Below are 23628 nucleotides of genomic sequence, written 5' to 3' on the forward strand. Positions count from 1 at the left end.
ATAAAAGCGGAGTTTCCGTGACACCTCGGCAAACGATGACACCGAAACCTGAATCACAACTGTGATGGCTATTGTAATCATTGAGGAAACCACGTTGTTTCCCCTGTAAGCGATCACCATAATACGTTTACACTTATGTAACATGCTGTGGTTTTTAACCCTGCCCCTTGGTTATGGCACAGCGTTGACCACAGCAGATCTATTTTAGCCGTTTTATGATTTGAGGTCGCCTATGAACACGGTATGCGAATCCTGCCACAGCACGAACCGTTTGCCAGAAGAACGCCTTCACGACAACCCGACCTGTGGCCGCTGCGGCAATGAGCTGTTTTCCGGTGAGGTGATCAATGCCACCAGCGCCACATTCGACAAACTGTTGCAAGACGATTTGCCAGTGATCGTCGACTTTTGGGCGCCCTGGTGTGGCCCCTGCGTCGCCTTTGCCCCGATCTTTACGGCGGTGGCGCAAGAGCGCGCGGGTAACGTTCGCTTTATCAAGGTGAATACCGAAGCTGAGCCGGAATTAAGTGCCCGTTTTCGCATTCGCAGCATTCCGACGCTGATGGTGTTTAAGCAGGGTAAACCGGTAGATATCATGAGCGGTGCGCTGCCGAAAACGCCGTTTGAAAACTGGTTAGATGAAACGATTTGAGCGGTTGCGCCATCGAATAAAAACCGCACTGGGGCTTTCTGTCCTCCAGTGCGTCAAGTAGAATAGCACTTTTTAGCGACTCCCTATGCGCGATAACGCTGTTCTTCGTTTGCGCCAGCACCGGCTGGAACGCTCCACCCGCCCTTTTCGGGCCCGAGGTTGCCGTGTGGTACGTTGTCAACACTGCCTGCTGCCGGTGACCAACTACGTGTGCGACACCATCACCCCGCATTCGGCACGCAGCCGTTTCTGTTTGATCATGTTCGATACCGAGCCATTAAATCCCAGCAACACCGGCCGCCTGATTGCCGATATCCTGCCCGACACCCAAGCCTTTCTCTGATCACGCACAGAGCCTGACCCAGCGTTGCTGGCAGCACTGCAAACCCCGGACTATCAGCCCTATCTGGTTTTTCTTGCGGATGAAGCCGAGCCGTCGCGTCAGGTATTGCACCGTTTGCCGGATAATGCCAAGCCGCCGCTGTTTGTGCTGCTAGACGGTACTTGGCCGGAAGCACGCAAAATGTTTCGCAAAAGTCCTTATCTGGATGCACTGCCCATTTTGTCGCTTGCGGTTGAATCACTCTCACGCTACCAACTGCGCGAAGCCAGTGGCGCGGAGCAACATTGCACGGCGGAAATTGCTGCCGCACTGTTGCAACAAGCAGGTGATAAGGATGCCAGTCAGGGCCTGCTCAATCACTTCGACAGCTTCCGTCAGCGTTATCTGGCCGGTAAAGCACATCGCCCTGTGCAGGAAATTTCATCGACTGTCACAGCATAAAGGCATAAAAACCGCTATGATTCAGCTCTCTGTCCTGTCGGGAGCGAGCCATGAGTCAGCGCGGGTTAGAAGCGTTATAGCCAAGCGACTTAATTTTGATTACACCATATGGACTGAGAACAAACTCTCTGTATCGCAACCCATCTCTCTTTTTTTGCTTTTTGCTTGTGCCCATTTATGCTCAATTGGGTTAAGATCTGGCGAATATGTAGGCAAATACTCCACCATATACCCTGCATCGATGATGACTTGTTGAATATTATGTTTTTTGTGAAAAGTGGCATTGTCCATCATGATTACACTGTTTTTAGGGAGTACTGGGATAAGGACTTGTGTGACCCAGGCATAGAAAACATCGCTGTTAATATTGATATCAAATAATCCGATAGCAAACAGCGTTGTGCCTAATAAAGCGCCGATAACATTTGTTCTTCCCCTAGCTCCCCAGTTCTTCAGGCCAAAACACCGTTGACCTTTTGGGGAATAGCCGTGAGTCCGTGGGGCATCGTGTGAAAAACCACTTTCATCAATAAAAACAATAGGTTTACCTTCTTTTTCATACTGTTGTTTTTTTTGTTGAAATCCCTGCCGGGCGTTTTCGTCGGCTTTCGGATGACGTAGCGTTTTTTTTATAGGTCAATCCCAGCTTTTTAAGCGCTTGCCAAATGGCCTTCTGACAAACGCCAAAACGCTCTGCACGTTCTTTTTGGTAAGCATCTGGATATTGTTCAACATCTTTTATCAACTCGGATTTATCGATCTTTCGCTGACGCGTGGTCGATGCTTTTGACTCTATTTGATTAATCCAACGCGATACAGAGGCAGGGCCAATCCGAAATTGCTTCGCTGTTTCTCGGATACTCAACCCTTCGTTTTTCCGTGTAGATATCACTTTACGTCTAAAATCAATTGAATAGCTCATTTAAATAATGTAATCAAAATTAAGTCGTTTAGCTATATTAAGACCAAAATCGATCGCCGTGCTGGGTGCATCGGAGAAACCGGGGCGCGCCGGTTTTCTCATGATGCAAAACCTGCTTGGCGGTCACTTCACCTGTCCGATCCTGCCCGTCACGCCCAAATACCGTGCCGTCTGTGGCGTACTGGCTTATCCCGATGTGGCACATTTGCCCATCACCCCCGACCTGGCGGTTCTCTGTACCCATGCCAGTCCCAATTTACTGCTGCTAGACGCGTTGGGTCAGCGCGGGTGTAAAACCGCGATTATTCTTTCGTCCCCGCCCGCACAGGCGGAAGCGCTTAAAGCCTGCGCCAACCGCTATGCTATGCGTCTGCTGGGTCCAAACAGTCTGGGGATACTGGCACCGTGGCAAGGTTTCAACGCCAGCTTCTCTCCCGTGCAGATCGTCAAAGGCAAGCTGGCGTTTATTTCTCAGTCCGCTGCGGTGTCCAATACTATTCTCGATTGGGCGCAGCAGCGCGGCATCGGTTTTTCCTACTTCATCGCACTGGGTGACAGCCTGGATATCGATGTGGATGATGTCCTCGATTTTCTGGCGCGTGATGGTAAAACCAGCGCCATTCTATTGCATTTGGAACAGCTTAAAGATGCGCGGCGTTTTCTCTCTGCCGCGCGTAGCGCTGCCAGAAACAAGCCCATTCTGGTTATCAAGAGCGGCAGAACGCAGCTTGCTCAGCAGTTACTGCACGGACACCAACTCGGGCTGGATGCTGCCTACGATGCAGCCATTCAACGTGCTGGTCTGCTGCGTGTACGCCACACCCACGAACTGTTCTCCGCAGTGGAAACGCTGAGCCACCTGCGTCCGCTGCGCGGTGAGCGCTTACTGATCGTCAGTAACGGCGCATCGCCCGCCGCACAAGCGCTCGATCAACTGCTTAGCCGACAAGGCAAACTGGCTACCTTAACGGAACAGACCCGGCAGACATTGCGCGACATATTGCCCGAGGAAGTCCACATCGGAAACCCGCTCGATCTGCGCGACGACGCTACCGCTGCGCGCTATCTCAGCACGCTTTCAGTGCTGCTGGACAGCGATGACTACGATGCCCTGCTGATCATCCACGCGCCGAGTGCCGCCGCGCCCGGCACCGAAAGCGCACAGAAACTGATTGCCTGCTGTAAGGCACATCCACGCGGCAAACGTATCACCTTACTGACCAACTGGTGTGGCGAATATTCCTCTCAGGAGGCACGCCGTCTGTTCAATGAGGCGGGTATTCCCACCTACCGCACGCCCGAAGGCGCGGTCACTGCCTTTATGCATATCGTGGAATACCGGCGTAACCAGAAGCAACTGATGGAAACGCCAGCCCTGCCGCACGATCTCGGTATCAACGCAGCTCAGGCGCACCAACTGATTCATCAGGCGTTGACGGATGGGGTAACACAGTTGGATACCCATGAAGTTCAGCCCATTTTACACGCCTACGGGCTGCACACCTTGCCGACATGGATTGCCAGTGACAGCGCAGAAGCGGTACATATTGCCGAACAGATTGGTTACCCGGTCGCCATCAAGCTACGTTCGCCGGATATCCCGCATAAATCCGAAGTGCAAGGGGTGATGCTCTATCTGCGCACCGCCCATGAAGTCCAGCAAGCCGCCGATGCGATTATCGATCGTGTCAAACGCGCCTATCCGCAGGCGCGTATTCACGGGCTGTTAGTACAAGGCATGGCGAATCGCGCTGGTGCACAAGAGCTGCGTATCGCGGTGGAACAGGACCCTATCTTCGGTCCGCTGATTTTATTGGGCGATGGCAGCGTGGAGTGGAACAAGGATTCACAGGCGGCGGTAGCCTTGCCGCCGCTCAATATGACGCTGGCGCGCTACCTGATAATGCAAGCGCTGAAAAGCGGAAAAATACGCGGGCGCAGCGCCCTGCATCCATTGGATATCGCCGGGCTCAGTCGGTTGCTGGTCCAGGTTTCCAACCTGATCCTTGACTGCCCGGAAGTACATCGCCTCGATATTCATCCGCTGCTGGCATCGGGCAGTGAATTCACCCTGCTGGATGTCACGCTCCATCTCGCGCCTTTCTCTGGCGATCCCCAATCCCGGTTGGCCATCCGTCCTTATCCGCAAGAGCTGGAAGAACAGGTACTGCTCAATAATCAGGAACATTGCCTGTTTCGCCCCATCCTGCCCGAGGACGAACCGCTGCTCGAACGCTTTATCGCTAACGTCACCAAAGAAGATCTCTACTACCGTTATTTCAGTGAAATCAACGAATTCAACCATGGAAATTTGGCGTACATGACGCAGATCGACTACGATCGGGAGATGGCTTTTGTGGCGGTGCGCTCAACGGCGGTCGGTGATGAGATCATTGGCGTGACGCGCGCCATTTCCGATCCCGATAATATTGCCGCTGAATTTGCGGTGTTGGTGCGCTCGGACTGTAAAGGAATGGGGCTTGGCAAGCGCCTGCTCAACAAGTTGATTGATTACACCCGCCGCCACGGATTAAAGCAATTGAACGGCATCACCATGCTACATAACCAGGGCATGATAGCGTTGGCGAAGAAACTCGGTTTCACGGTAGACGTGCAATTGGAGGACGGGATTGTCACGCTGGTGCTGCCGTTGAACGTACAAGATGTTGTGTGACAGAGCGTTTATTTTGGCGGTCAATCTGGTAATGAACGGTAAAACTTACTCACTACGTCCGAAAAGTAGTGGTATCATCGCCCGATTCGGCATTCCCCTGACATCATTCATGACGGCCTTGAGCCGACTAATAAGAGAAGAAACGCACTGTAATGTTGTCTACATTTAAACGCAATAAATACCAACAACACCTTGCACAACTGCCCAAACTTCCTCAAGCAGCGGACGGCATTCAGACGTTACACTCCCCTGAACAGTTCCGCGCTGCGCTTATTAACCTGATCCAACAGGCCAAGACGCGAGTCTATCTGGTCGCACTCTATCTGGAGCAGGATGACGGCGGACAGGGCATACTCTCTGCGCTTTACAACGCCAAGCGCAGCAACCCCGATCTCGACGTGCGTGTGTTGGTTGATTGGCACCGTGCTCAGCGCGGGCGTATTGGTGACAAATCAGCGAGTACCAATGCGGATTGGTATTGCGATATGGCTGAAAAACACGCTGACGTGAAGTTTCCCATCTATGGTATTCCCGTCAATACGCGCGAAGCGCTCGGCGTCTTGCACCTGAAGGGCTTCATCGCTGATGACTGCGTACTGTATAGCGGTGCCAGCCTGAACGATGTCTATCTGCATCAGCATGATAAGTATCGCTACGATCGCTATCAGCTTATCCGTAATGCGGCGCTGGCCGACACGATGTGGGGCTACATCACTACACTGCTAAACGATCCGGCGGTACAACGTCTGGACAGCCGTTCACGGCCCAAAAATCTGGAAATTAAAGCGGATATTCGTCAATTTCGCCAAACGCTTCGCACCCTGGGCTATAAGACGCCCGGCAGCGAGGGCGTAAATGGGGAACTGACGGTCACACCGTTGGTCGGGTTGGGCAAACAAAGCCCGCTGAATAACACCATCCATCACCTGATGTTTTGTACCGAACGTCGACTGGTCATGTGCACCCCCTATTTCAACCTGCCCGCATTGCTGATCAAAAACGTGGTGCGCCTGCTCAAAGAGGGCAAGCAGGTGGAGATCATCATCGGTGACAAGACAGCGAACGACTTCTTTATTCCTGAAGATCAGCCGTTCAAGATCATCGGCGCGTTGCCCTACCTGTATGAGATAAACCTGCGCCGTTTCGTCAGCCGCTTGCAGCGTTATATCGACAATCAGCAGTTAACCGTGCGGTTGTGGAAGGATGGGGATAACAGCTTCCACCTCAAAGGACTGTGGTCCGACGATACCTGGCAGTTGCTGACTGGCAATAACCTGAATCCTCGCGCGTGGCGTTTGGATTTGGAAAACGCCATCCTGATCCACGATCCCGAAAAAGTACTGCTGGAACAGCGATTGCACGAGTTGGAGCAGATTCGCGCATACACCACGCCGCTTCAGAGTTATACCGACTTGCAAGGTATCGCACAGTACCCGGTAAAAGTGCGCAAATTAATACGCCGCTTGCGCCGTATCAGGATCGACAGGTTGATTAGCCGGATTCTGTAATTCCACACCGTAAAGCCCCATTCGAGGGGTTTTTTATTATCTGCACACACGTTCTCCCTGTTTATCCCCCTTCTCGGCGTAAAACTGTCATAAAACTGCCTTTTCCGTTTTCCTAATGAAACCACGTTCCATTTATATTGAAATAATCAACACTACAGCGCTCGTTTTGTGATCTGCATCTAGGCTGTGTCCCTTAATTACGTAACCGGGCGTAAAACAAGCGGATGCAGCCCAGTTTCACCATTGCTAGATAGTTTCTTGCCGTTTTTTCATATAGCCAAGCGACTTAATTTTGATTACACCATATGGACTGAGAACAAACTCTCTGTATCGCAACCCATCTCTCTTTTTTTGCTTTTTGCTTTTTGCTTGTGCCCATTTATGCTCAATTGGGTTAAGATCTGGCGAATATGTAGGCAATTACTCCACCATATACCCTGCATCGATGATGACTTGTTGAATATTATGTTTTTTGTGAAAAGTGGCATTGTCCATCATGATTACACTGTTTTTAGGGAGTACTGGGATAAGGACTTGTGTGACCCAGGCATAGAAAACATCGCTGTTAATATTGATATCAAATAATCCGATAGCAAACAGCGTTGTGCCTAATAAAGCGCCGATAACATTTGTTCTTCCCCTAGCTCCCCAGTTCTTCAGGCCAAAACACCGTTGACCTTTTGGGGAATAGCCGTGAGTCCGTGGGGCATCGTGTGAAAAACCACTTTCATCAATAAAAACAATAGGTTTACCTTCTTTTTCATACTGTTGTTTTTTTTGTTGAAATCCCTGCCGGGCGTTTTCGTCGGCTTTCGGATGACGTAGAGTTTTTTTTATAGGTCAATCCCAGCTTTTTAAGCGCTTGCCAAATGGCCTTCTGACAAACGCCAAAACGCTCTGCACGTTCTTTTTGGTAAGCATCTGGATATTGTTCAACATCTTTTATCAACTCGGATTTATCGATCTTTCGCTGACGCGTGGTCGATGCTTTTGACTCTATTTGATTAATCCAACGCGATACAGAGGCAGGGCCAATCCGAAATTGCTTCGCTGTTTCTCGGATACTCAACCCTTCGTTTTTCCGTGTAGATATCACTTTACGTCTAAAATCAATTGAATAGCTCATTTAAATAATGTAATCAAAATTAAGTCGTTTAGCTATAACGTGTGGCAATCCGTCTATATTCCTTTAAACGGCCAAAACATCTTTCTACAACGTTGCGACGGCGATAAGCATCACGATAAAGTGTGAGCGTCCATCTGAAGCCAGCTTTTCATTTGATTTTCGGGGAATAACCGTTTTTATCCCTTTTCTTTTCAACTTGTTACGGAGTGCATGCCCCATTCCCAGTCGAAACGCAACAAAACGGTAGGGCATTATGCCGCCTGTAAGTGCGTTAAAAATACCTCATTTGGAGAACGATAACCCAGCGATTTTCGGCCTCGCGTATTGAGCAGGTGTTCGAGTGCTGCAACCTTGCGATGGGTGACATAATTGAAGTCCGTTCCCTTCGGGTAAAAACGCCGTATCAGCCCGTTGGTATGCTCATTCAACCCGCGTTCCCAGGAATGATATGGCCGGGCAAAGTAGACCGGTACCCCCGTGACTTTTGTAATTTCCCCGGGCTTTGTTGAATAATTTAAGATACTGATTTATATAAGCATTATAAAATTTCAACGACTAATTTTTCCTCTCGGAATGCTTTTTATTGTGCTAACTATTTGATTTGTCGTTCTAACAAAATACATTCTCTGTAAATGCATTCTAACTAAAGAAGATGTAAATCAAACGGTTAAATTATTCAACAAAGCCATTTCCCCGTGCTGGGAAAATTCAGAACCGTTGTCAGCAGTCAGGGTTTTAAACTCGCAGAAGGTATTGGCAACGATGTCCCTGAAGGCCGCTACCACTGTCTCTGCTCGCTTGTTGGGCAGTTTGCGAATGATGACCAGCTTGACGGCTTTATCGACCACCGTCAGCAGGAATGATTTCTGATCTTTGCCAAAGATGGTGTCAATCTCGAAATGCCCGGGTTCCTGCTTGAGGTCCGCAACGGCCGGCCGCTGCTCAATGCCAACACGGTTGGGAATAGGACCGCGTTTGTTCTCATCGGTCTGATAGTTATACCGTTTACCCCGATGAGGGGCCCCATTCCCACTCGAAACGCAACAAAGTGACCCACTTGCCAGAGTCGGATAAAATCACCGTTCTGGCCATACTGGAGAGCCTGTTGCATGCAGGGAAAACATCTGACTCAGAAAGAACGGTTCTACATCGAAAAGCGGCGTGGTGAAGGTGTCAACCAAGCTACCATCGCCAGAGAGCTTGCTCTGCCTCGCTCGACCATCAGCAGGGAACTCAGACGCAATACCGACCCTACTTTCAATGGTGTCTACTGCTGTAGAAGGGCGGACACTCTGGCCCGGGAACGCCGTCATAAGCCTCTGCCAAACAATGCTTTTTACCCGTTGGAGCCACACATTCAGAACTTCATCAGGCAGGCGCTTTCCACTCACTCTTCACCTGAAATCATCAGTGGCCGTTTGCACCTGGAATTCGGTATATAGCCAAACGACATTATTTTGATAACAGCCAGCTATGATTCTTTGCCGCATATCAGGGCATAGGATGTAATCATTTTTAAGTCGGTTGGCTATATCTGTCAGCAAGAATACGCTATATCGCTATATCCGGCAGGAGAGACAGGCTGGCGGGGAGCTATATCAGCAACTTCCTCATCGGGGAAAACGTTACAGGTACAATGCCGAAAACCTCAAATCAGGCCCTATTCCCAACCGTGTTGGTATTGAGTATCGCCCAGCTCAAGCCGAGCTTAAACAGGAGCCTGGCCACTTCGAAATTGACACTATTTTTGGCAAAGACCAGAAGTCATTCTTGTTAACCATCGTAGATAACGCATTGAAAACCGTCATCATTCGCAAACTGCCTAATAAGCGTGCGGAGACTGTGGTTGCTGCTTTCAGGGACATTGAAGCTAATACCTTTTGCAAGTTTAAGACCCTAACAGCTGATATAGCCAACCGACTTAAAAATGATTACATCCTATGCCCTGATATGCGGCAAAGAAGCATAGCTGGCTGTTATCAAAATAATGTCGCTTGGCTATAACGGCCCTGAATTCGCTCTGCACGAGCAAATTACTCAAATCACAGGGGCGCAGGTCTACTTTGCCCATCCTTATCATTCCTGGGAGAGGGGCTTGAATGAGCACACCAACGGGCTGATACGACGTTTTTACCCAAAGGGAACAGACTTCAGTCAGGTCAGTCATCGTAAGATTGCCGAACTCGAACACATACTCAATACAAGGGGCAGAAAATCGCTGGGCTATCGTTCCCCCAATGAGGTATTTTTAACGCACTTACTGGTGGCATAAGCCTCTACCGTTTTGTTGCGTTTCGAGTGGGAATGGGGCATGGGGCGGTGCGCATGCGAAGAACTCTCGCAGACAAAATGCCGTCTCCCTGTCTGAGGTCTCTGGCTTTCGCTGGGGATGACGAAATGAAGGGCTTGGAATAACAGTCTATATTCCACGCATAGCAAAAATGGTTGTCCTTTCGGACAGACCCTTCACTACTTCTCATCATCAGACGTCGTCTGATAACTGATATAAAAACCTTGCAGTTCCCTACTCTCACATGGGGAAGCCCCACACTACCATCGGCGCTACGGCGTTTCACTTCTGAGTTCGGCATGGGGGCAGGTGGGACCACCGCGCTATCGCCGCCAGGTAAATCTTTTTTTAAGCCGAACTTTAACCCAAATACGTGGTGCTGATACCCAGAGTCGAACTGGGGACCTCACCCTTACCAAGGGTGCGCTCTACCAACTGAGCCATATCAGCGCACCGGTAAAAATTAAAAGCCTGGCAGTTCCCTACTCTCACATGGGGAAGCCCCACACTACCATCGGCGCTACGGCGTTTCACTTCTGAGTTCGGCATGGGGTCAGGTGGGACCACCGCGCTATCGCCGCCAGGCATATTCTGTTTCATCTCACCCGCCCTTTCGAGCCAGCAAGACCAATCTGTCAACAAGCTGAACTTCACGAGTTCTGATTCTCTACACCAACACCAAAACATCTTCGGCGTTGTAAGGTTAAGCCTCACAGGTCATTAGTACTGGTTAGCTCAATGCATCGCTGCACTTACACACCCAGCCTATCTACGTCGTCGTCTTCAACGGCCTTTCAGCGTCCTCTAGGGACAAGGGAGAACTCATCTCGGGGCAAGTTTCGTGCTTAGATGCTTTCAGCACTTATCTCTTCCGCACGTAGCTACCGGGCAATGCCATTGGCATGACAACCCGAACACCAGTGGTGCGTTCACTCCGGTCCTCTCGTACTAGGAGCAACCCCCCTCAATTCTCCAACGCCCACGGCAGATAGGGACCGAACTGTCTCACGACGTTCTAAACCCAGCTCGCGTACCACTTTAAATGGCGAACAGCCATACCCTTGGGACCTACTTCAGCCCCAGGATGTGATGAGCCGACATCGAGGTGCCAAACACCGCCGTCGATATGAACTCTTGGGCGGTATCAGCCTGTTATCCCCGGAGTACCTTTTATCCGTTGAGCGATGGCCCTTCCATTCAGAACCACCGGATCACTAAGACCTACTTTCGTACCTGCTCGAGCCGTCACTCTCGCAGTCAAGCTAGCTTATGCCTTTGCACTAACCTCCTGATGTCCGACCAGGATTAGCTAACCTTCGTGCTCCTCCGTTACTCTTTGGGAGGAGACCGCCCCAGTCAAACTACCCACCAGACACTGTCCCCAGCCCAGATTATGGGCCCAGGTTAGAACATCAAACATTAAAGGGTGGTATTTCAAGGTTGGCTCCATGCAGACTGGCGTCCACACTTCAAAGCCTCCCACCTATCCTACACATCAAGGCTCAAGGTTCAGTGTCAAGCTATAGTAAAGGTTCACGGGGTCTTTCCGTCTTGCCGCGGGTACACTGCATCTTCACAGCGAGTTCAATTTCACTGAGTCTCGGGTGGAGACAGCCTGGCCATCATTACGCCATTCGTGCAGGTCGGAACTTACCCGACAAGGAATTTCGCTACCTTAGGACCGTTATAGTTACGGCCGCCGTTTACTGGGGCTTCGATCAAGAGCTTCTCCTTACGGATAACCCCATCAATTAACCTTCCAGCACCGGGCAGGCGTCACACCGTATACGTCCACTTTCGTGTTTGCACAGTGCTGTGTTTTTATTAAACAGTTGCAGCCAGCTGGTATCTGCGACTGCGCAAAGCTCGGAGAGCAAGTCTCTTCACCTCGCACAGCGTGCCTTCTCCCGAAGTTACGGCACCATTTTGCCTAGTTCCTTCACCCGAGTTCTCTCAAGCGCCTTGGTATTCTCTACCTGACCACCTGTGTCGGTTTGGGGTACGATTCAATGTTACCTGATGCTTAGAGGCTTTTCCTGGAAGCTGGGCATCTGTCACTTCAGTACCGTAGTACCTCGTCATCACGCCTCAGTGTTAATAGCGACCCGGATTTACCAAAGTCACCCACCTACACGCTTAAACCGGGACAACCGTCGCCCGGATGACATAGCCTTCTCCGTCCCCCCTTCGCAGTAACACCAAGTACAGGAATATTAACCTGTTTCCCATCGACTACGCCTTTCGGCCTCGCCTTAGGGGTCGACTCACCCTGCCCCGATTAACGTTGGACAGGAACCCTTGGTCTTCCGGCGAGCGGGCTTTTCACCCGCTTTATCGTTACTTATGTCAGCATTCGCACTTCTGATACCTCCAGCAAACCTCACAGTTCACCTTCAACGGCTTACAGAACGCTCCCCTACCCAACAACGCCTAAGCGTCGCTGCCGCAGCTTCGGTGCATGGTTTAGCCCCGTTACATCTTCCGCGCAGGCCGACTCGACCAGTGAGCTATTACGCTTTCTTTAAATGATGGCTGCTTCTAAGCCAACATCCTGGCTGTCTATGCCTTCCCACATCGTTTCCCACTTAACCATGACTTTGGGACCTTAGCTGGCGGTCTGGGTTGTTTCCCTCTTCACGACGAACGTTAGCACCCGCCGTGTGTCTCCCGTGATAACATTCTTCGGTATTTGTAGTTTGCATCGGGTTGGTAAGTCGGGATGACCCCCTAGCCGAAACAGTGCTCTACCCCCGAAGATGAATTCACGAGGCGCTACCTAAATAGCTTTCGGGGAGAACCAGCTATCTCCCGGTTTGATTGGCCTTTCACCCCCAGCCACAAGTCATCCGCTAATTTTTCAACATTAGTCGGTTCGGTCCTCCAGTTAGTGTTACCCAACCTTCAACCTGCCCATGGCTAGATCACCGGGTTTCGGGTCTATACCCTGCAACTTAACGCCCAGTTAAGACTCGGTTTCCCTACGGCTCCCCTATACGGTTAACCTTGCTACAGAATATAAGTCGCTGACCCATTATACAAAAGGTACGCAGTCACACCCATAAAGAGTGCTCCCACTGCTTGTACGTACACGGTTTCAGGTTCTATTTCACTCCCCTCGCCGGGGTTCTTTTCGCCTTTCCCTCACGGTACTGGTTCACTATCGGTCAGTCAGGAGTATTTAGCCTTGGAGGATGGGCCCCCCATATTCAGACAGGATGTCACGTGTCCCGCCCTACTTATCGAGCTCACAACCTGTGCATCTTCGTGTACGGGACTATCACCCTTTACTGTGCGACTTTCCAGACGCTTCCACTGACACACAAGCTGATTCAGACTCTGGGCTTTTCCCCGTTCGCTCGCCGCTACTGGGGGAATCTCGGTTGATTTCTTTTCCTCGGGGTACTGAGATGTTTCAGTTCCCCCGGTTCGCCTCATGCCACTATGTATTCATGACATGATAGTGCAACGAATTGCACTGGGTTTCCCCATTCGGGTATCGTCGGTTGTAACGCTTCATATCAGCTTACCGACGCTTTTCGCAGATTAGCACGCCCTTCATCGCCTCTGACTGCCTAGGCATCCACCGTGTACGCTTATTCACTTAACCTCACAACCCGAAAATGTTTCGGGTGTGAAAGCTTGAGAGAATCACAATATTGGTAGTGAGCCAATATTGCTCGTTTTAATTTTCAGCTTGTTCCAGATTGTTAAAGAGCAAGATACTTGTCAGCATACTGTCAAACAGTACACTCTGAAGTATTGGGTATCGAGACGGTAAATGGTGGAGCTATGCGGGATCGAACCGCAGACCTCCTGCGTGCAAAGCAGGCGCTCTCCCAGCTGAGCTATAGCCCCATCGAATGTTAGACCTTTGCCAAGTCGTTTTTGAGCAAGGCGTGGAATGACGACGCATACACCAGTATGCGAGTTGTTTCACAACGCAGCACAAGAACGATTTTGGTAGGCCTGAGTGGACTTGAACCACCGACCTCACCCTTATCAGGGGTGCGCTCTAACCACCTGAGCTACAAGCCTATAAGGTCTTCTAACCGCTCGATTTCTTTCATCAGACAATCTGTGTGAACACTTCACAGAATCAGTATCATTAGGTAAGGAGGTGATCCAACCGCAGGTTCCCCTACGGTTACCTTGTTACGACTTCACCCCAGTCATGAATCACAAAGTGGTAAGCGCCCTCCCGAAGGTTAAGCTACCTACTTCTTTTGCAACCCACTCCCATGGTGTGACGGGCGGTGTGTACAAGGCCCGGGAACGTATTCACCGTAGCATTCTGATCTACGATTACTAGCGATTCCGACTTCATGGAGTCGAGTTGCAGACTCCAATCCGGACTACGACGTACTTTATGAGGTTCGCTTGCTCTCGCGAGGTCGCTTCTCTTTGTATACGCCATTGTAGCACGTGTGTAGCCCTACTCGTAAGGGCCATGATGACTTGACGTCATCCCCACCTTCCTCCAGTTTATCACTGGCAGTCTCCTTTGAGTTCCCGGCCGAACCGCTGGCAACAAAGGATAAGGGTTGCGCTCGTTGCGGGACTTAACCCAACATTTCACAACACGAGCTGACGACAGCCATGCAGCACCTGTCTCAGAGTTCCCGAAGGCACCAAGGCATCTCTGCCAAGTTCTCTGGATGTCAAGAGTAGGTAAGGTTCTTCGCGTTGCATCGAATTAAACCACATGCTCCACCGCTTGTGCGGGCCCCCGTCAATTCATTTGAGTTTTAACCTTGCGGCCGTACTCCCCAGGCGGTCGATTTAACGCGTTAGCTCCGGAAGCCACGCCTCAAGGGCACAACCTCCAAATCGACATCGTTTACAGCGTGGACTACCAGGGTATCTAATCCTGTTTGCTCCCCACGCTTTCGCACCTGAGCGTCAGTCTTCGTCCAGGGGGCCGCCTTCGCCACCGGTATTCCTCCAGATCTCTACGCATTTCACCGCTACACCTGGAATTCTACCCCCCTCTACGAGACTCTAGCTTGCCAGTTTTGAATGCAGTTCCCAGGTTAAGCCCGGGGATTTCACATCCAACTTAACAAACCGCCTGCGTGCGCTTTACGCCCAGTCATTCCGATTAACGCTTGCACCCTCCGTATTACCGCGGCTGCTGGCACGGAGTTAGCCGGTGCTTCTTCTGCGAGTAACGTCAATCAGCAAGGTTATTAACCTTACTGCCTTCCTCCTCGCTGAAAGTGCTTTACAACCCGAAGGCCTTCTTCACACACGCGGCATGGCTGCATCAGGCTTGCGCCCATTGTGCAATATTCCCCACTGCTGCCTCCCGTAGGAGTCTGGACCGTGTCTCAGTTCCAGTGTGGCTGGTCATCCTCTCAGACCAGCTAGGGATCGTCGCCTAGGTGAGCCATTACCCCACCTACTAGCTAATCCCATCTGGGTACATCTGATGGCGTGAGGCCCGAAGGTCCCCCACTTTGGTCTTGCGACGTTATGCGGTATTAGCTACCGTTTCCAGTAGTTATCCCCCTCCATCAGGCAGTTTCCCAGACATTACTCACCCGTCCGCCGCTCGTCACCCAAAGAGCAAGCTCTCCTGTGCTACCGCTCGACTTGCATGTGTTAGGCCTGCCGCCAGCGTTCAATCTGAGCCATGATCAAACTCTTCAATTTAAAGTTTGATTTGCTTCTGCAAGAGAAGCGATGCTCAAAGAATTATTACTGTTAGTTCGTAATGAATTAACTGTTGTTCACTCTTCAAGACTTTTATTTTTTAAGCCCGTAGGTTTTACGATAAAGTCCTGTGAGTGCCCACACAGATTGTCTGATTAATTGTTAAAGAGCGTTGCGACGCGGCTTACAGCCTGCTGTCGCGAGGTGGCGTATACTACGTTTTCCTCTTTCAGAGTCAACGATTATTTTCATTTGAAAGTGAATCGTTTTTCTCTTGCTGACCTCGCTTTGAATCGCTTCGTGTCGTGTCAACGGAGGCGCATTATAGGGATCCCAATAATTTACACAACCCCTTTTTTCATCTTTTTTTCCGTTTGTTCAAATTCCGCCCGATAAGCCCGATTTTACTCATTTACGCTGTTCGATAATGCGCGGCAAATCGGCCAGACTATCAATCACAACATCAGCCAGCGCTTCGCCTTGCTCGGTAATCGGCTTGCCGGTACGCACCAGCACTTTTGTTCCGACACCCGCCGCAATGGCAGCCTGCATATCTTCTTCCTTATCACCTACCATATAAGAAGCGGCCATATCGATGTTGAGGAAGCTCTGCGCTGAGAGGAACATGCCTTGCTTGGGTTTACGGCAGTCACACTCCTGACGATATTCCCCTTGCCCCTGTTCTGCGTGATGAGGACAGAAATAGATGCCATCCAAATCGACCCCGCGATCGGCCAGCGACCAATCCATCCACTCGGTGAGGTGCATGAAATCATCTTCACTGAACATGCCACGCGCAATACCGGACTGGTTAGTCACCAGCACCAGTGCAAATCCTTTCTTCTTTAGTTCACTCATCGCGTCGATAACGCCATCAATAAACTCAAACTGATCGATCTCATGAACGTAACCGTGATCGACATTAATCGTGCCGTCGCGATCGAGAAAAACGGCTGGAATGGGTTGTGCCACTGCTATGTGCTCCTGATGGCGTTATTTGCAGGTTAGTATCGCATTTTTTTGTCCTTGGCGAGAATGCGTCATAACGACAAAGTAAATTGACTTAGACGTCTAGACGCCCTAACATACGTACAATATTCTGCATACGGCAGACGTTGATCTATCCCACGATAGGTACTTACGATAAATAAAGATGATTAAACTTTCTAACATTACAAAAATTTTCCAGCAGAAAGGCCGGACCATCACAGCACTGGACAATGTCAGTCTGAATGTCCCTGCGGGGCAAATCTATGGGGTTATCGGTGCATCCGGTGCAGGTAAAAGTACGTTGATCCGCTGCGTCAATCTGCTGGAGCGCCCGACACACGGCGAGGTATTGGTCGGTGACCAGGATTTGATGGCACTGTCCGAAGCGCAGTTGACTAAGGCACGCCGCCAGATTGGCATGATCTTCCAGCACTTTAACCTTTTGGCGTCACGCACCGTGTTTGGTAACGTGGCACTGCCTCTTGAGTTGGACACCACGCCGAAAAGCGAAATTACCCGCCGCGTCAACGAGTTGCTCGAACTGGTGGGTTTATCGGACAAGCACGATGCTTACCCAGCAAATCTGTCCGGCGGACAAAAGCAGCGTGTTGCGATTGCTCGCGCGCTGGCCAGCAACCCCAAGGTGCTGCTGTGTGACGAGGCCACCAGTGCGCTCGATCCGGCCACAACTCGTTCCATTCTCGAACTGCTCAAAGACATTAATCGCCGTTTAGGGATAACCATCCTGTTGATCACTCATGAAATGAATGTAGTAAAACGCATCTGCGATCAGGTAGCCGTTATCAGTGGCGGTCAATTGATTGAGCAGGACACGGTCAGCGAAGTGTTCTCTCACCCTAAAACGCCCTTGGCACAAACCTTTATTCAGTCTACGTTGCATCTGGACATCCCCGAGGATTACCAGTCCCGGCTTATAGCCGCACCGCACAACGACCAGAACACCCCGCTGCTACTGCTGGAGTTTACCGGTCAATCCGTCGATGCGCCGTTACTCTCGACTATCGCGCGCCGCTTTAACATCAATAACAATATCATCAGTGCGCAGATGGATTACGCAGGCGGCGTTAAATTCGGCATCATGTTGGCCGAAATGCACGGCGAAGAACAGGACACGGTGGCCGCCATCGCGTTTTTACAGGAACACCATGTGAAAGTTGAGGTGCTGGGCTATGTCTGAAGCAATGATGTGGTTGATGGCGAAAGGCGTTTGGGAAACCGTCGTGATGACATTTGTATCCGGCTTCTTTGGCTTTGTGCTGGGATTGCCGGTTGGCGTGATGCTTTATATTACCCGCCCGGGTCAGATCGTTGCCAATCCGCCGCTGTATCGCACGCTGTCAGCGTTGGTGAATATTTTCCGTTCTATTCCGTTCATTATTTTGCTGGTGTGGATGATTCCGTTCACCCGCGCCATCGTCGGTACCTCTATCGGGCTGAAGGCCGCCATTGTGCCATTGACCGTTGGTGCGGCGCCGTTTATCGCGCGTATGGTAGAAAACGCCCTGCTGGAAATCTCCAGCGGATTGATCGAAGCGGCGCGCGCTATGGGCGCAACACCGTTACAGATCATTCGTAAGATTCTGCTGCCAGAAGCACTTCCCGGTCTTATCAATGCCGCCACCATCACACTTATCACCTTGGTAGGCTATTCTGCTATGGGGGGTGCAGTCGGTGCCGGTGGGTTAGGTCAAATTGGTTATCAGTATGGATACATTGGTTATAACGCGGCAGTCATGAATACGGTATTAATATTACTGGTTGTTCTGGTCTACCTGATCCAATTCGTAGGCGATCGCACGGTACGGGCAGTTACTCATAAATAAGTTTTACTACACGTCGGACTATGCCGCTGACGGCAGGCCGCAAAACGTTAAATATGCAGAGGTTAAGGAAATGACAATCAAATTTAAAACCGTCGCCGCACTGGGTGCGTTACTGGGTGCGCTGGCGCTGACAGGCTGCGGACAAGAAGAAAAAGACCCGAACCACATCAAAGTCGGTGTTATCGTGGGTGCTGAGCAGCAAGTTGCTGAAGTTGCACAAAAAGTGGCTAAAGACAAATATGGCCTGACCGTGGAACTGGTATCCTTTAACGATTACGTGCTGCCGAACGAAGCGCTGAGCAAAGGGGATATTGACCTGAATGCCTTCCAGCACAAGCCTTATCTGGATCAACAGATCAAAGACCGTGGTTACAAACTGGTTGCTGTTGGCAATAGCTTTGTCTACCCGATCGCTGGCTATTCCAAAAAAATCAAATCATTAGACGAGCTGCAAAACGGGGCGCAAATCGCACTGCCTAACGATCCGACCAACCTGGGTCGCTCTCTGCTGCTGCTGCAAAAACAGGGTTTGATCAAACTGAAAGATAACGTTGGCCTGCTGCCGACCGTGCTGGACGTGGTTGAAAACCCGAAAAACCTGAAACTGGTCGAGCTGGAAGCACCGCAACTGCCGCGCTCTCTGGATGACGATCAAATCGCACTGGCTATCATCAACACCACCTATGCCAGCCAGATTAACCTGACACCGACCAAAGACGGTCTGTTCGTGGAAGAGAAAGACTCTCCGTACGTCAACCTGATTGTGTCGCGTGAAGACAACAAAGACGCGGCTAACGTGAAGAAATTCGTTCAGGCCTACCAGTCAGACGAAGTTTATGAAGCGGCCAACAAAATTTTCAACGGCGGCGCGGTGAAAGGCTGGTAATATCATCCAATACGCGAGTGACAATTATTTCAAGGCGGGCCTCGGTGCCCGTCTTGTTATTTGTGTCGTAGCTTGCTTCAATAAGCGCACTTCAAAAGATGAAGAGTAAAGAGGAAATGCTATGCGTGCTATACCGCTCGTGTTTTTAGCGCTGTCACTAACAGGATGTTCCCTGCTGCAACCCAAAACGGCACCCGCACCGCAACCGGTTATCGAGCCGGCTGTCGAGCCGGCTGTCGAAGCCCCGGCGAAAGCAAAACCGGCTCCGCGTCCGGCAACCGCCGTGCTGTATAACAGTGCGGAAGAGCTGGTGGGTAAACCGTTCCACGATATGGGCGAAGTGTCCGGCTCTGTATGTCAGGCAAGCATGCAAGATACGATGGCGACGGTTGCAAATGCCCTCCGCCGTATGCAAACGCGTGCAACAGCGATGCGCGCCAATGCGGTTCTGGTGCACAACTGCCAGGTAGTCAGAGGTGTTGCAGGCTGCTATCGACAGGCCATTTGTGAAGGCACTGCACTGAAAATTTCTTCTCAATAAAGCCGGGCAATGACCACCTATCATTTCGATCAGATTGGCGTTATCCGTTCGCCTTATAAAGAAAAATTCGCCGTGCCACGGCAACCCGGCCTGATTGAAGATGGCGACGGAGAACTGCATCTTCTGCCGCCCTACCACCAGCCAGACGCGGTGCGTGGGCTGGACGCGTTCAGCCATATTTGGGTGCTGTTTGTTTTTCACCACACCATGGAACAGGGCTGGCGCCCAACGGTGCGCCCTCCCCGTTTGGGCGGGAATGTGCGTATGGGGGTTTTCGCCACACGTTCCACGTTTCGCCCGAATCCCATCGGTATGTCGCTGGTCAGACTGAAAGGGATAAAAACCACAGGCGACAGCGTTATCTTACAGCTGGGCAGCCTCGATCTGGTCGATGGTACGCCAGTGGTTGATATCAAACCCTATTTGCCCTTTGCGGAGAGCGTGCCTGATGCCATTGGCGGCTTCGCGCAACAGGCACCAGACACCGCGATGCCCGTGCATTTTTCTGCACTGGCAGAGCAACAACTGGCGCAACATCAATCCACTTACCCGCACCTGCGCCGTTTTATCACCCAGGTATTGAATCAGGATCCGCGCCCGGCGTACCGCAAAGGGGAAGTCTCGCGCGATTACGCCGCCCTGCTGCTCGAATTCAACGTGCGCTGGCGCGTAACAGCCATGCAGACAGAAGTGCTTAGCCTTGAGCCAGCACCGCGCTAAGCGCACATTGAATCGTTATCCATGACCTGCGCGCCATAAAATTCACGCCGCACACTTTTGACGAAGGAAAGTCACTGTTACACTAAGCCACTTTACCGTGTTTAAGGGCCCATACCGCCCTTTGCATCTCGTTTTGGGGCACATCGGTGCCCATTACTTTGCGTTCTGACGGAACTAAAACACCATGCGTACTAGCCAATATCTGCTCTCCACCCTGAAGGAGACGCCTGCCGACGCGGAAGTCATCAGCCATCAGTTTATGCTGCGCGCCGGGATGATCCGCAAGCTGGCCTCCGGGTTATACACCTGGTTGCCGACCGGCTACCGGGTTTTGAAGAAAGTCGAAAACATCGTGCGTGAAGAGATGAACAACGCCGGTGCTATCGAGATTTCCATGCCCGTGGTACAACCCGCCGATCTGTGGCAGGAGAGTGGCCGCTGGGAACAGTATGGCCCGGAATTGCTGCGCTTTGTCGATCGCGGTGACCGCCCGTTTGTTCTCGGCCCAACGCATGAAGAAGTGATTACCGAGCTGGTGCGCAACGAACTGAGCTCTTATAAGCAGCTGCCGCTGAATCTGTTCCAGATCCAGACCAAATTCCGCGATGAAGTGCGCCCACGTTTCGGGGTGATGCGTTCTCGCGAATTCATCATGAAAGATGCTTACTCGTTCCACACCTCGCAGGAATCGTTGCAGGTCACCTATGACGCGATGTACGACGCCTATAGCCGTGCATTTAGCCGCATGGGGTTGAACTTCCGCGCGGTTCAGGCGGACACCGGCTCCATCGGTGGCAGCGCATCACACGAATTCCAGGTGCTGGCGCAGAGCGGCGAAGATGACATCGTGTTCTCTACCGACTCCGAGTACGCTGCCAATATCGAATTTGCTGAAGCCGTTGCCCCCACACTGGGACGTGCCGAAGCGAAAGAAGAGATGCGTCTGGTTGATACCCTTAACGCCAAAACCATCGCCGAGCTGGTTGAGCAATTTAACCTGCCGATCGAAAAAACGGTCAAAACGCTGCTGGTGAAAGCGACACAAGAGAGCGGCCACACGCTGATTGCTCTGCTGGTGCGTGGCGATCACGAGCTGAATGAAGTGAAAGCGGAAAAACTGGAGCAGGTCGACAGCCCGCTGACCTTCGCAACCGAGGCTGAGATTCGCAACATCGTTGGTGCGGGTCCGGGCTCACTAGGCCCGGTTAATATGCCGATACCGGTGATTATCGATCGCACCGTCGCGGCAATGAGCGATTTTGGCGCTGGGGCAAACCAGGACGGCAAACACTTCTTCGGTGTTAACTGGGAGCGTGACGTTGCACTGCCGCAAGTGGCTGATATCCGCAACGTGGTTGAAGGCGATGCCAGCCCGGACGGGAAAGGCACGCTGTTAATCAAACGCGGCATTGAAGTGGGTCATATCTTCCAACTGGGCACCAAATACTCTCAGGCACTGCAAGCCAGCGTACAAGGTGAAGATGGTCGTAACCAGATTCTGACCATGGGCTGCTACGGTATCGGAGTGACGCGCGTGGTCGCGGCCGCCATCGAACAGAATCACGACGATCGCGGCATTATCTGGCATGACGCCATCGCGCCTTTCCAGGTGGCGATCCTGCCGATGAACATGCACAAATCGTTCCGCGTAAAAGAGCTGGCTGAAGACATTTATCAGCAGCTGCGCGCCAAGGGCATCGATGTGCTACTCGACGATCGTAAAGAGCGCCCGGGTGTGATGTTTGCGGATATGGAATTGATCGGCGTGCCGCACACTATCGTCATTGGCGATCGCAATCTGGATAACGACGAGATTGAATATAAATATCGTCGTGACGGTGAGAAAAAGATGATCAAGGTAGGCGAGATCGTTGATTTCTTGTCGGCCAATACCGTTCGTTAATACGCAGTAATAACGCATAGAAAAGAGGTGGGGTTTTCCCCACCTCTTTTATTTGACCTCAACGTGCAAATACGGCAATCGTTTCTGCTTCGTTATTCACGGAACAGCTCTCCAATATCCAGCCCTGTACTTGCAAAATTTCACGCAGACGGCGCAGAGCTTCCACTTGGATTTGGCGCACGCGTTCACGGGTTAAGCCAATTTCACGACCAACGTCTTCAAGCGTTGCTGCTTCATATCCCAGCAGCCCAAAACGACGGGCCAGCACTTCACGCTGTTTAGCGTTCAGTTCAAACAACCATTTAACGATATTCTGTTTCATATCGTTGTCTTGCGTGGTGTCTTCTGGTCCGTTGTTTTTTTCATCCGCCAGAATATCCAGCAGCACTTTATCAGAGTCCCCGCCCAATGGCGTATCGACCGATGTGATACGCTCATTCAAGCGTAACATGCGATTTACGTCATCAACGGGTTTGTCGAGCTGCTCGGCAATCTCTTCCGCACTGGGCTCGTGATCCAGCTTATGCGAAAGTTCACGCGCGGTACGCAGATAAACGTTCAATTCTTTTACGATATGGATAGGCAGACGTATGGTACGGGTTTGGTTCATGATAGCCCGTTCAATCGTCTGGCGAATCCACCATGTGGCATAGGTTGAAAAGCGGAAACCCCTTTCAGGATCGAACTTCTCAACCGCACGGATCAAACCAAGATTACCTTCTTCGATGAGATCCAACAGCGCCAGACCGCGATTGTTGTAGCGACGGGCGATTTTAACCACCAGCCGCAGGTTGCTTTCAATCATACTGCGTCGCGATGAAACATCACCGCGCAGCGCTCTACGGGCAAAAAAGACTTCTTCTTCAGCGGTCAGAAGCGGAGAGTAACCGATCTCTCCTAAATAGAGTTGGGTAGCATCCAGCACGCGCTGGGCTGCACTTTGGGATAACAACTCATCGTCGGATGCCTCATTATCCCCCGCTTCATCCTCCGCTAACGCCTTTTCGTCAAAAACATCAAGTCCATTTTCCTCGAACTCGGGATCATCATGTAACTCGTTAACTTTCAGCGTGCTTTGGCTCATAAGTGGCTCCTACCCGTGATCCCTTGGCAGAATACCGAAATACTCTGCCCGA

At 51.2% G+C, this 23628-nt stretch carries 20 protein-coding genes, 3 tRNA genes, 4 rRNA genes and 4 pseudogenes; 13 read left to right on the forward strand and 18 right to left on the reverse strand.

Annotated features, from left to right (window positions below; genetic code table 11):
- The first annotated feature begins 232 nt into the window (after positions 1 to 232).
- On the forward strand, positions 233 to 652 hold the full coding sequence (trxC, locus tag ACQGXV_RS06130) for a thioredoxin TrxC (RefSeq protein ID WP_440865639.1): 420 nt from the start codon (positions 233 to 235) through the stop codon (positions 650 to 652).
- 85 nt (positions 653 to 737) lie between these two features.
- A pseudogene (locus ACQGXV_RS06135) lies at positions 738 to 1436 on the forward strand (tRNA-uridine aminocarboxypropyltransferase).
- Positions 1437 to 1535: 99 nt separating this feature from the next.
- On the opposite strand, the gene ACQGXV_RS06140 reads toward ACQGXV_RS06135, so the two are convergent.
- Both ACQGXV_RS06140 and ACQGXV_RS06145 read right to left on the reverse strand, forming a co-directional pair.
- Positions 1536 to 2069 (reverse strand): IS630 family transposase, encoded by a 534-nt coding sequence (locus ACQGXV_RS06140; protein ID WP_440862665.1) that lies wholly within the window; start codon positions 2067 to 2069, stop codon positions 1536 to 1538.
- On the reverse strand, positions 1993 to 2358 hold the full coding sequence (locus ACQGXV_RS06145) for an IS630 transposase-related protein (RefSeq protein ID WP_440863104.1): 366 nt from the start codon (positions 2356 to 2358) through the stop codon (positions 1993 to 1995). The genes ACQGXV_RS06140 and ACQGXV_RS06145 overlap by 77 nt, the downstream gene beginning before the upstream one ends.
- A gap of 34 nt (positions 2359 to 2392) precedes the next feature.
- Here ACQGXV_RS06145 and ACQGXV_RS06150 point away from each other — a divergent pair, with 34 nt between their 5' ends.
- Both ACQGXV_RS06150 and pssA read left to right on the forward strand, forming a co-directional pair.
- A complete protein-coding gene (locus ACQGXV_RS06150) occupies positions 2393 to 5032 on the forward strand; it encodes a bifunctional acetate--CoA ligase family protein/GNAT family N-acetyltransferase (RefSeq protein ID WP_440867289.1) in 2640 nt (879 codons plus the stop codon).
- A 152-nt stretch (positions 5033 to 5184) separates the two neighbouring features.
- Positions 5185 to 6540, forward strand: coding sequence for a CDP-diacylglycerol--serine O-phosphatidyltransferase (pssA, locus tag ACQGXV_RS06155; protein WP_440865640.1), 1356 nt, complete (start codon positions 5185 to 5187; stop codon positions 6538 to 6540).
- Positions 6541 to 6733: 193 nt separating this feature from the next.
- On the opposite strand, the pseudogene ACQGXV_RS06160 reads toward pssA, so the two are convergent.
- The 6 genes and pseudogenes from ACQGXV_RS06160 to ACQGXV_RS06185 all read right to left on the reverse strand — a co-directional run.
- Positions 6734 to 6826, reverse strand: a pseudogene (locus tag ACQGXV_RS06160) (IS5 family transposase); the annotation flags it as partial.
- A 134-nt stretch (positions 6827 to 6960) separates the two neighbouring features.
- Positions 6961 to 7377 carry a transposase gene (locus tag ACQGXV_RS06165; RefSeq protein ID WP_440867290.1) on the reverse strand — a complete coding sequence of 139 codons (417 nt, stop codon included), beginning with the start codon at positions 7375 to 7377 and terminating at the stop codon, positions 6961 to 6963.
- A complete protein-coding gene (locus ACQGXV_RS06170) occupies positions 7301 to 7666 on the reverse strand; it encodes an IS630 transposase-related protein (protein ID WP_440862584.1) in 366 nt (121 codons plus the stop codon). Before ACQGXV_RS06170 ends, ACQGXV_RS06165 begins: the two co-directional genes overlap by 77 nt.
- Before the next feature lie 34 nt (positions 7667 to 7700).
- Positions 7701 to 7882: pseudogene (locus tag ACQGXV_RS06175) on the reverse strand (IS5/IS1182 family transposase); the annotation flags it as partial.
- A gap of 35 nt (positions 7883 to 7917) precedes the next feature.
- Positions 7918 to 8094, reverse strand: a complete 177-nt coding sequence (locus ACQGXV_RS06180; protein ID WP_440865642.1) for a hypothetical protein — start codon at positions 8092 to 8094, stop codon at positions 7918 to 7920.
- Positions 8095 to 8325: 231 nt separating this feature from the next.
- A complete protein-coding gene (locus ACQGXV_RS06185; protein ID WP_440867291.1) occupies positions 8326 to 8730 on the reverse strand; it encodes an IS30 family transposase in 405 nt (134 codons plus the stop codon).
- Positions 8731 to 8775: 45 nt separating this feature from the next.
- On the opposite strand from ACQGXV_RS06185, the gene ACQGXV_RS06190 reads away from it, so the two are divergent.
- Positions 8776 to 9108: a helix-turn-helix domain-containing protein gene (locus tag ACQGXV_RS06190; RefSeq protein WP_440865643.1), complete on the forward strand. Its 333-nt coding sequence runs from the start codon at positions 8776 to 8778 to the stop codon at positions 9106 to 9108.
- On the opposite strand, the gene ACQGXV_RS06195 is transcribed toward ACQGXV_RS06190, so the two are convergent.
- A complete protein-coding gene (locus tag ACQGXV_RS06195; RefSeq protein ID WP_440865644.1) occupies positions 9061 to 9210 on the reverse strand; it encodes a hypothetical protein in 150 nt (49 codons plus the stop codon). The two genes, ACQGXV_RS06190 and ACQGXV_RS06195, sit on opposite strands and share 48 nt — an antisense overlap.
- Between ACQGXV_RS06195 and ACQGXV_RS06200 the strand changes: the two genes are divergently transcribed.
- Both ACQGXV_RS06200 and ACQGXV_RS06205 read left to right on the forward strand, forming a co-directional pair.
- Positions 9191 to 9670 carry an IS30 family transposase gene (locus ACQGXV_RS06200; RefSeq protein WP_440865646.1) on the forward strand — a complete coding sequence of 160 codons (480 nt, stop codon included), beginning with the start codon at positions 9191 to 9193 and terminating at the stop codon, positions 9668 to 9670. The two genes, ACQGXV_RS06195 and ACQGXV_RS06200, sit on opposite strands and share 20 nt — an antisense overlap.
- Positions 9654 to 9938 (forward strand): IS30 family transposase, encoded by a 285-nt coding sequence (locus ACQGXV_RS06205; RefSeq protein ID WP_440865648.1) that lies wholly within the window; start codon positions 9654 to 9656, stop codon positions 9936 to 9938. Before ACQGXV_RS06200 ends, ACQGXV_RS06205 begins: the two co-directional genes overlap by 17 nt.
- A gap of 239 nt (positions 9939 to 10177) precedes the next feature.
- Here ACQGXV_RS06205 and rrf (ACQGXV_RS06210) read toward each other — a convergent pair.
- The 8 genes from rrf (ACQGXV_RS06210) to gmhB form a co-directional block, all read right to left on the reverse strand.
- Positions 10178 to 10293: ribosomal RNA gene (rrf, locus tag ACQGXV_RS06210) — 5S ribosomal RNA — on the reverse strand.
- Positions 10294 to 10330: 37 nt separating this feature from the next.
- Positions 10331 to 10406, reverse strand: a tRNA-Thr gene (locus ACQGXV_RS06215).
- Positions 10407 to 10425: 19 nt separating this feature from the next.
- Positions 10426 to 10541: ribosomal RNA gene (rrf, locus tag ACQGXV_RS06220) — 5S ribosomal RNA — on the reverse strand.
- A 114-nt stretch (positions 10542 to 10655) separates the two neighbouring features.
- Positions 10656 to 13563, reverse strand: a 23S ribosomal RNA gene (locus tag ACQGXV_RS06225).
- Between the two features lie 172 nt (positions 13564 to 13735).
- Positions 13736 to 13811, reverse strand: a tRNA-Ala gene (locus ACQGXV_RS06230).
- 103 nt (positions 13812 to 13914) lie between these two features.
- A tRNA-Ile gene (locus ACQGXV_RS06235) sits at positions 13915 to 13991 on the reverse strand.
- A 75-nt stretch (positions 13992 to 14066) separates the two neighbouring features.
- Positions 14067 to 15608: ribosomal RNA gene (locus ACQGXV_RS06240) — 16S ribosomal RNA — on the reverse strand.
- Together the 16S, 23S and 5S rRNA genes with 3 tRNA genes alongside form the textbook arrangement of a ribosomal RNA operon.
- A 408-nt stretch (positions 15609 to 16016) precedes the next feature.
- The gene (gmhB, locus tag ACQGXV_RS06245) at positions 16017 to 16580 is read right to left on the reverse strand and encodes a D-glycero-beta-D-manno-heptose 1,7-bisphosphate 7-phosphatase (RefSeq protein ID WP_440865650.1); all 564 of its coding nucleotides are present in this window, start codon (positions 16578 to 16580) and stop codon (positions 16017 to 16019) included.
- A gap of 181 nt (positions 16581 to 16761) precedes the next feature.
- On the opposite strand from gmhB, the gene metN reads away from it, so the two are divergent.
- The 6 genes from metN (at position 16762) to proS (ending at position 22492) form a co-directional block, all read left to right on the forward strand.
- Entirely contained in the window at positions 16762 to 17796 is a 1035-nt protein-coding gene (metN, locus tag ACQGXV_RS06250; protein WP_440865651.1) for a methionine ABC transporter ATP-binding protein MetN, read from the forward strand.
- Entirely contained in the window at positions 17789 to 18442 is a 654-nt protein-coding gene (locus tag ACQGXV_RS06255) for a methionine ABC transporter permease MetI (protein ID WP_440865652.1), read from the forward strand. The genes metN and ACQGXV_RS06255 overlap by 8 nt, the downstream gene beginning before the upstream one ends.
- Before the next feature lie 70 nt (positions 18443 to 18512).
- Positions 18513 to 19328, forward strand: coding sequence for a MetQ/NlpA family lipoprotein (locus ACQGXV_RS06260; protein ID WP_440865654.1), 816 nt, complete (start codon positions 18513 to 18515; stop codon positions 19326 to 19328).
- Between the two features lie 121 nt (positions 19329 to 19449).
- On the forward strand, positions 19450 to 19869 hold the full coding sequence (gene rcsF / locus ACQGXV_RS06265) for an Rcs stress response system protein RcsF (RefSeq protein WP_440865656.1): 420 nt from the start codon (positions 19450 to 19452) through the stop codon (positions 19867 to 19869).
- A gap of 9 nt (positions 19870 to 19878) precedes the next feature.
- Positions 19879 to 20589 carry a tRNA (N6-threonylcarbamoyladenosine(37)-N6)-methyltransferase TrmO gene (tsaA, locus tag ACQGXV_RS06270; protein WP_440865658.1) on the forward strand — a complete coding sequence of 237 codons (711 nt, stop codon included), beginning with the start codon at positions 19879 to 19881 and terminating at the stop codon, positions 20587 to 20589.
- 184 nt (positions 20590 to 20773) lie between these two features.
- Positions 20774 to 22492, forward strand: a complete 1719-nt coding sequence (gene proS / locus ACQGXV_RS06275; RefSeq protein WP_440865659.1) for a proline--tRNA ligase — start codon at positions 20774 to 20776, stop codon at positions 22490 to 22492.
- Between the two features lie 92 nt (positions 22493 to 22584).
- On the opposite strand, the pseudogene rpoS reads toward proS, so the two are convergent.
- Positions 22585 to 23576: pseudogene (gene rpoS / locus ACQGXV_RS06280) on the reverse strand (RNA polymerase sigma factor RpoS).
- Positions 23577 to 23628: the final 52 nt, after the last annotated feature.

Origin of the sequence: Symbiopectobacterium purcellii, assembly GCF_052050035.1 — a bacterium.
In the GTDB taxonomy this organism is placed as follows: domain Bacteria; phylum Pseudomonadota; class Gammaproteobacteria; order Enterobacterales; family Enterobacteriaceae; genus Symbiopectobacterium; species Symbiopectobacterium purcellii_A.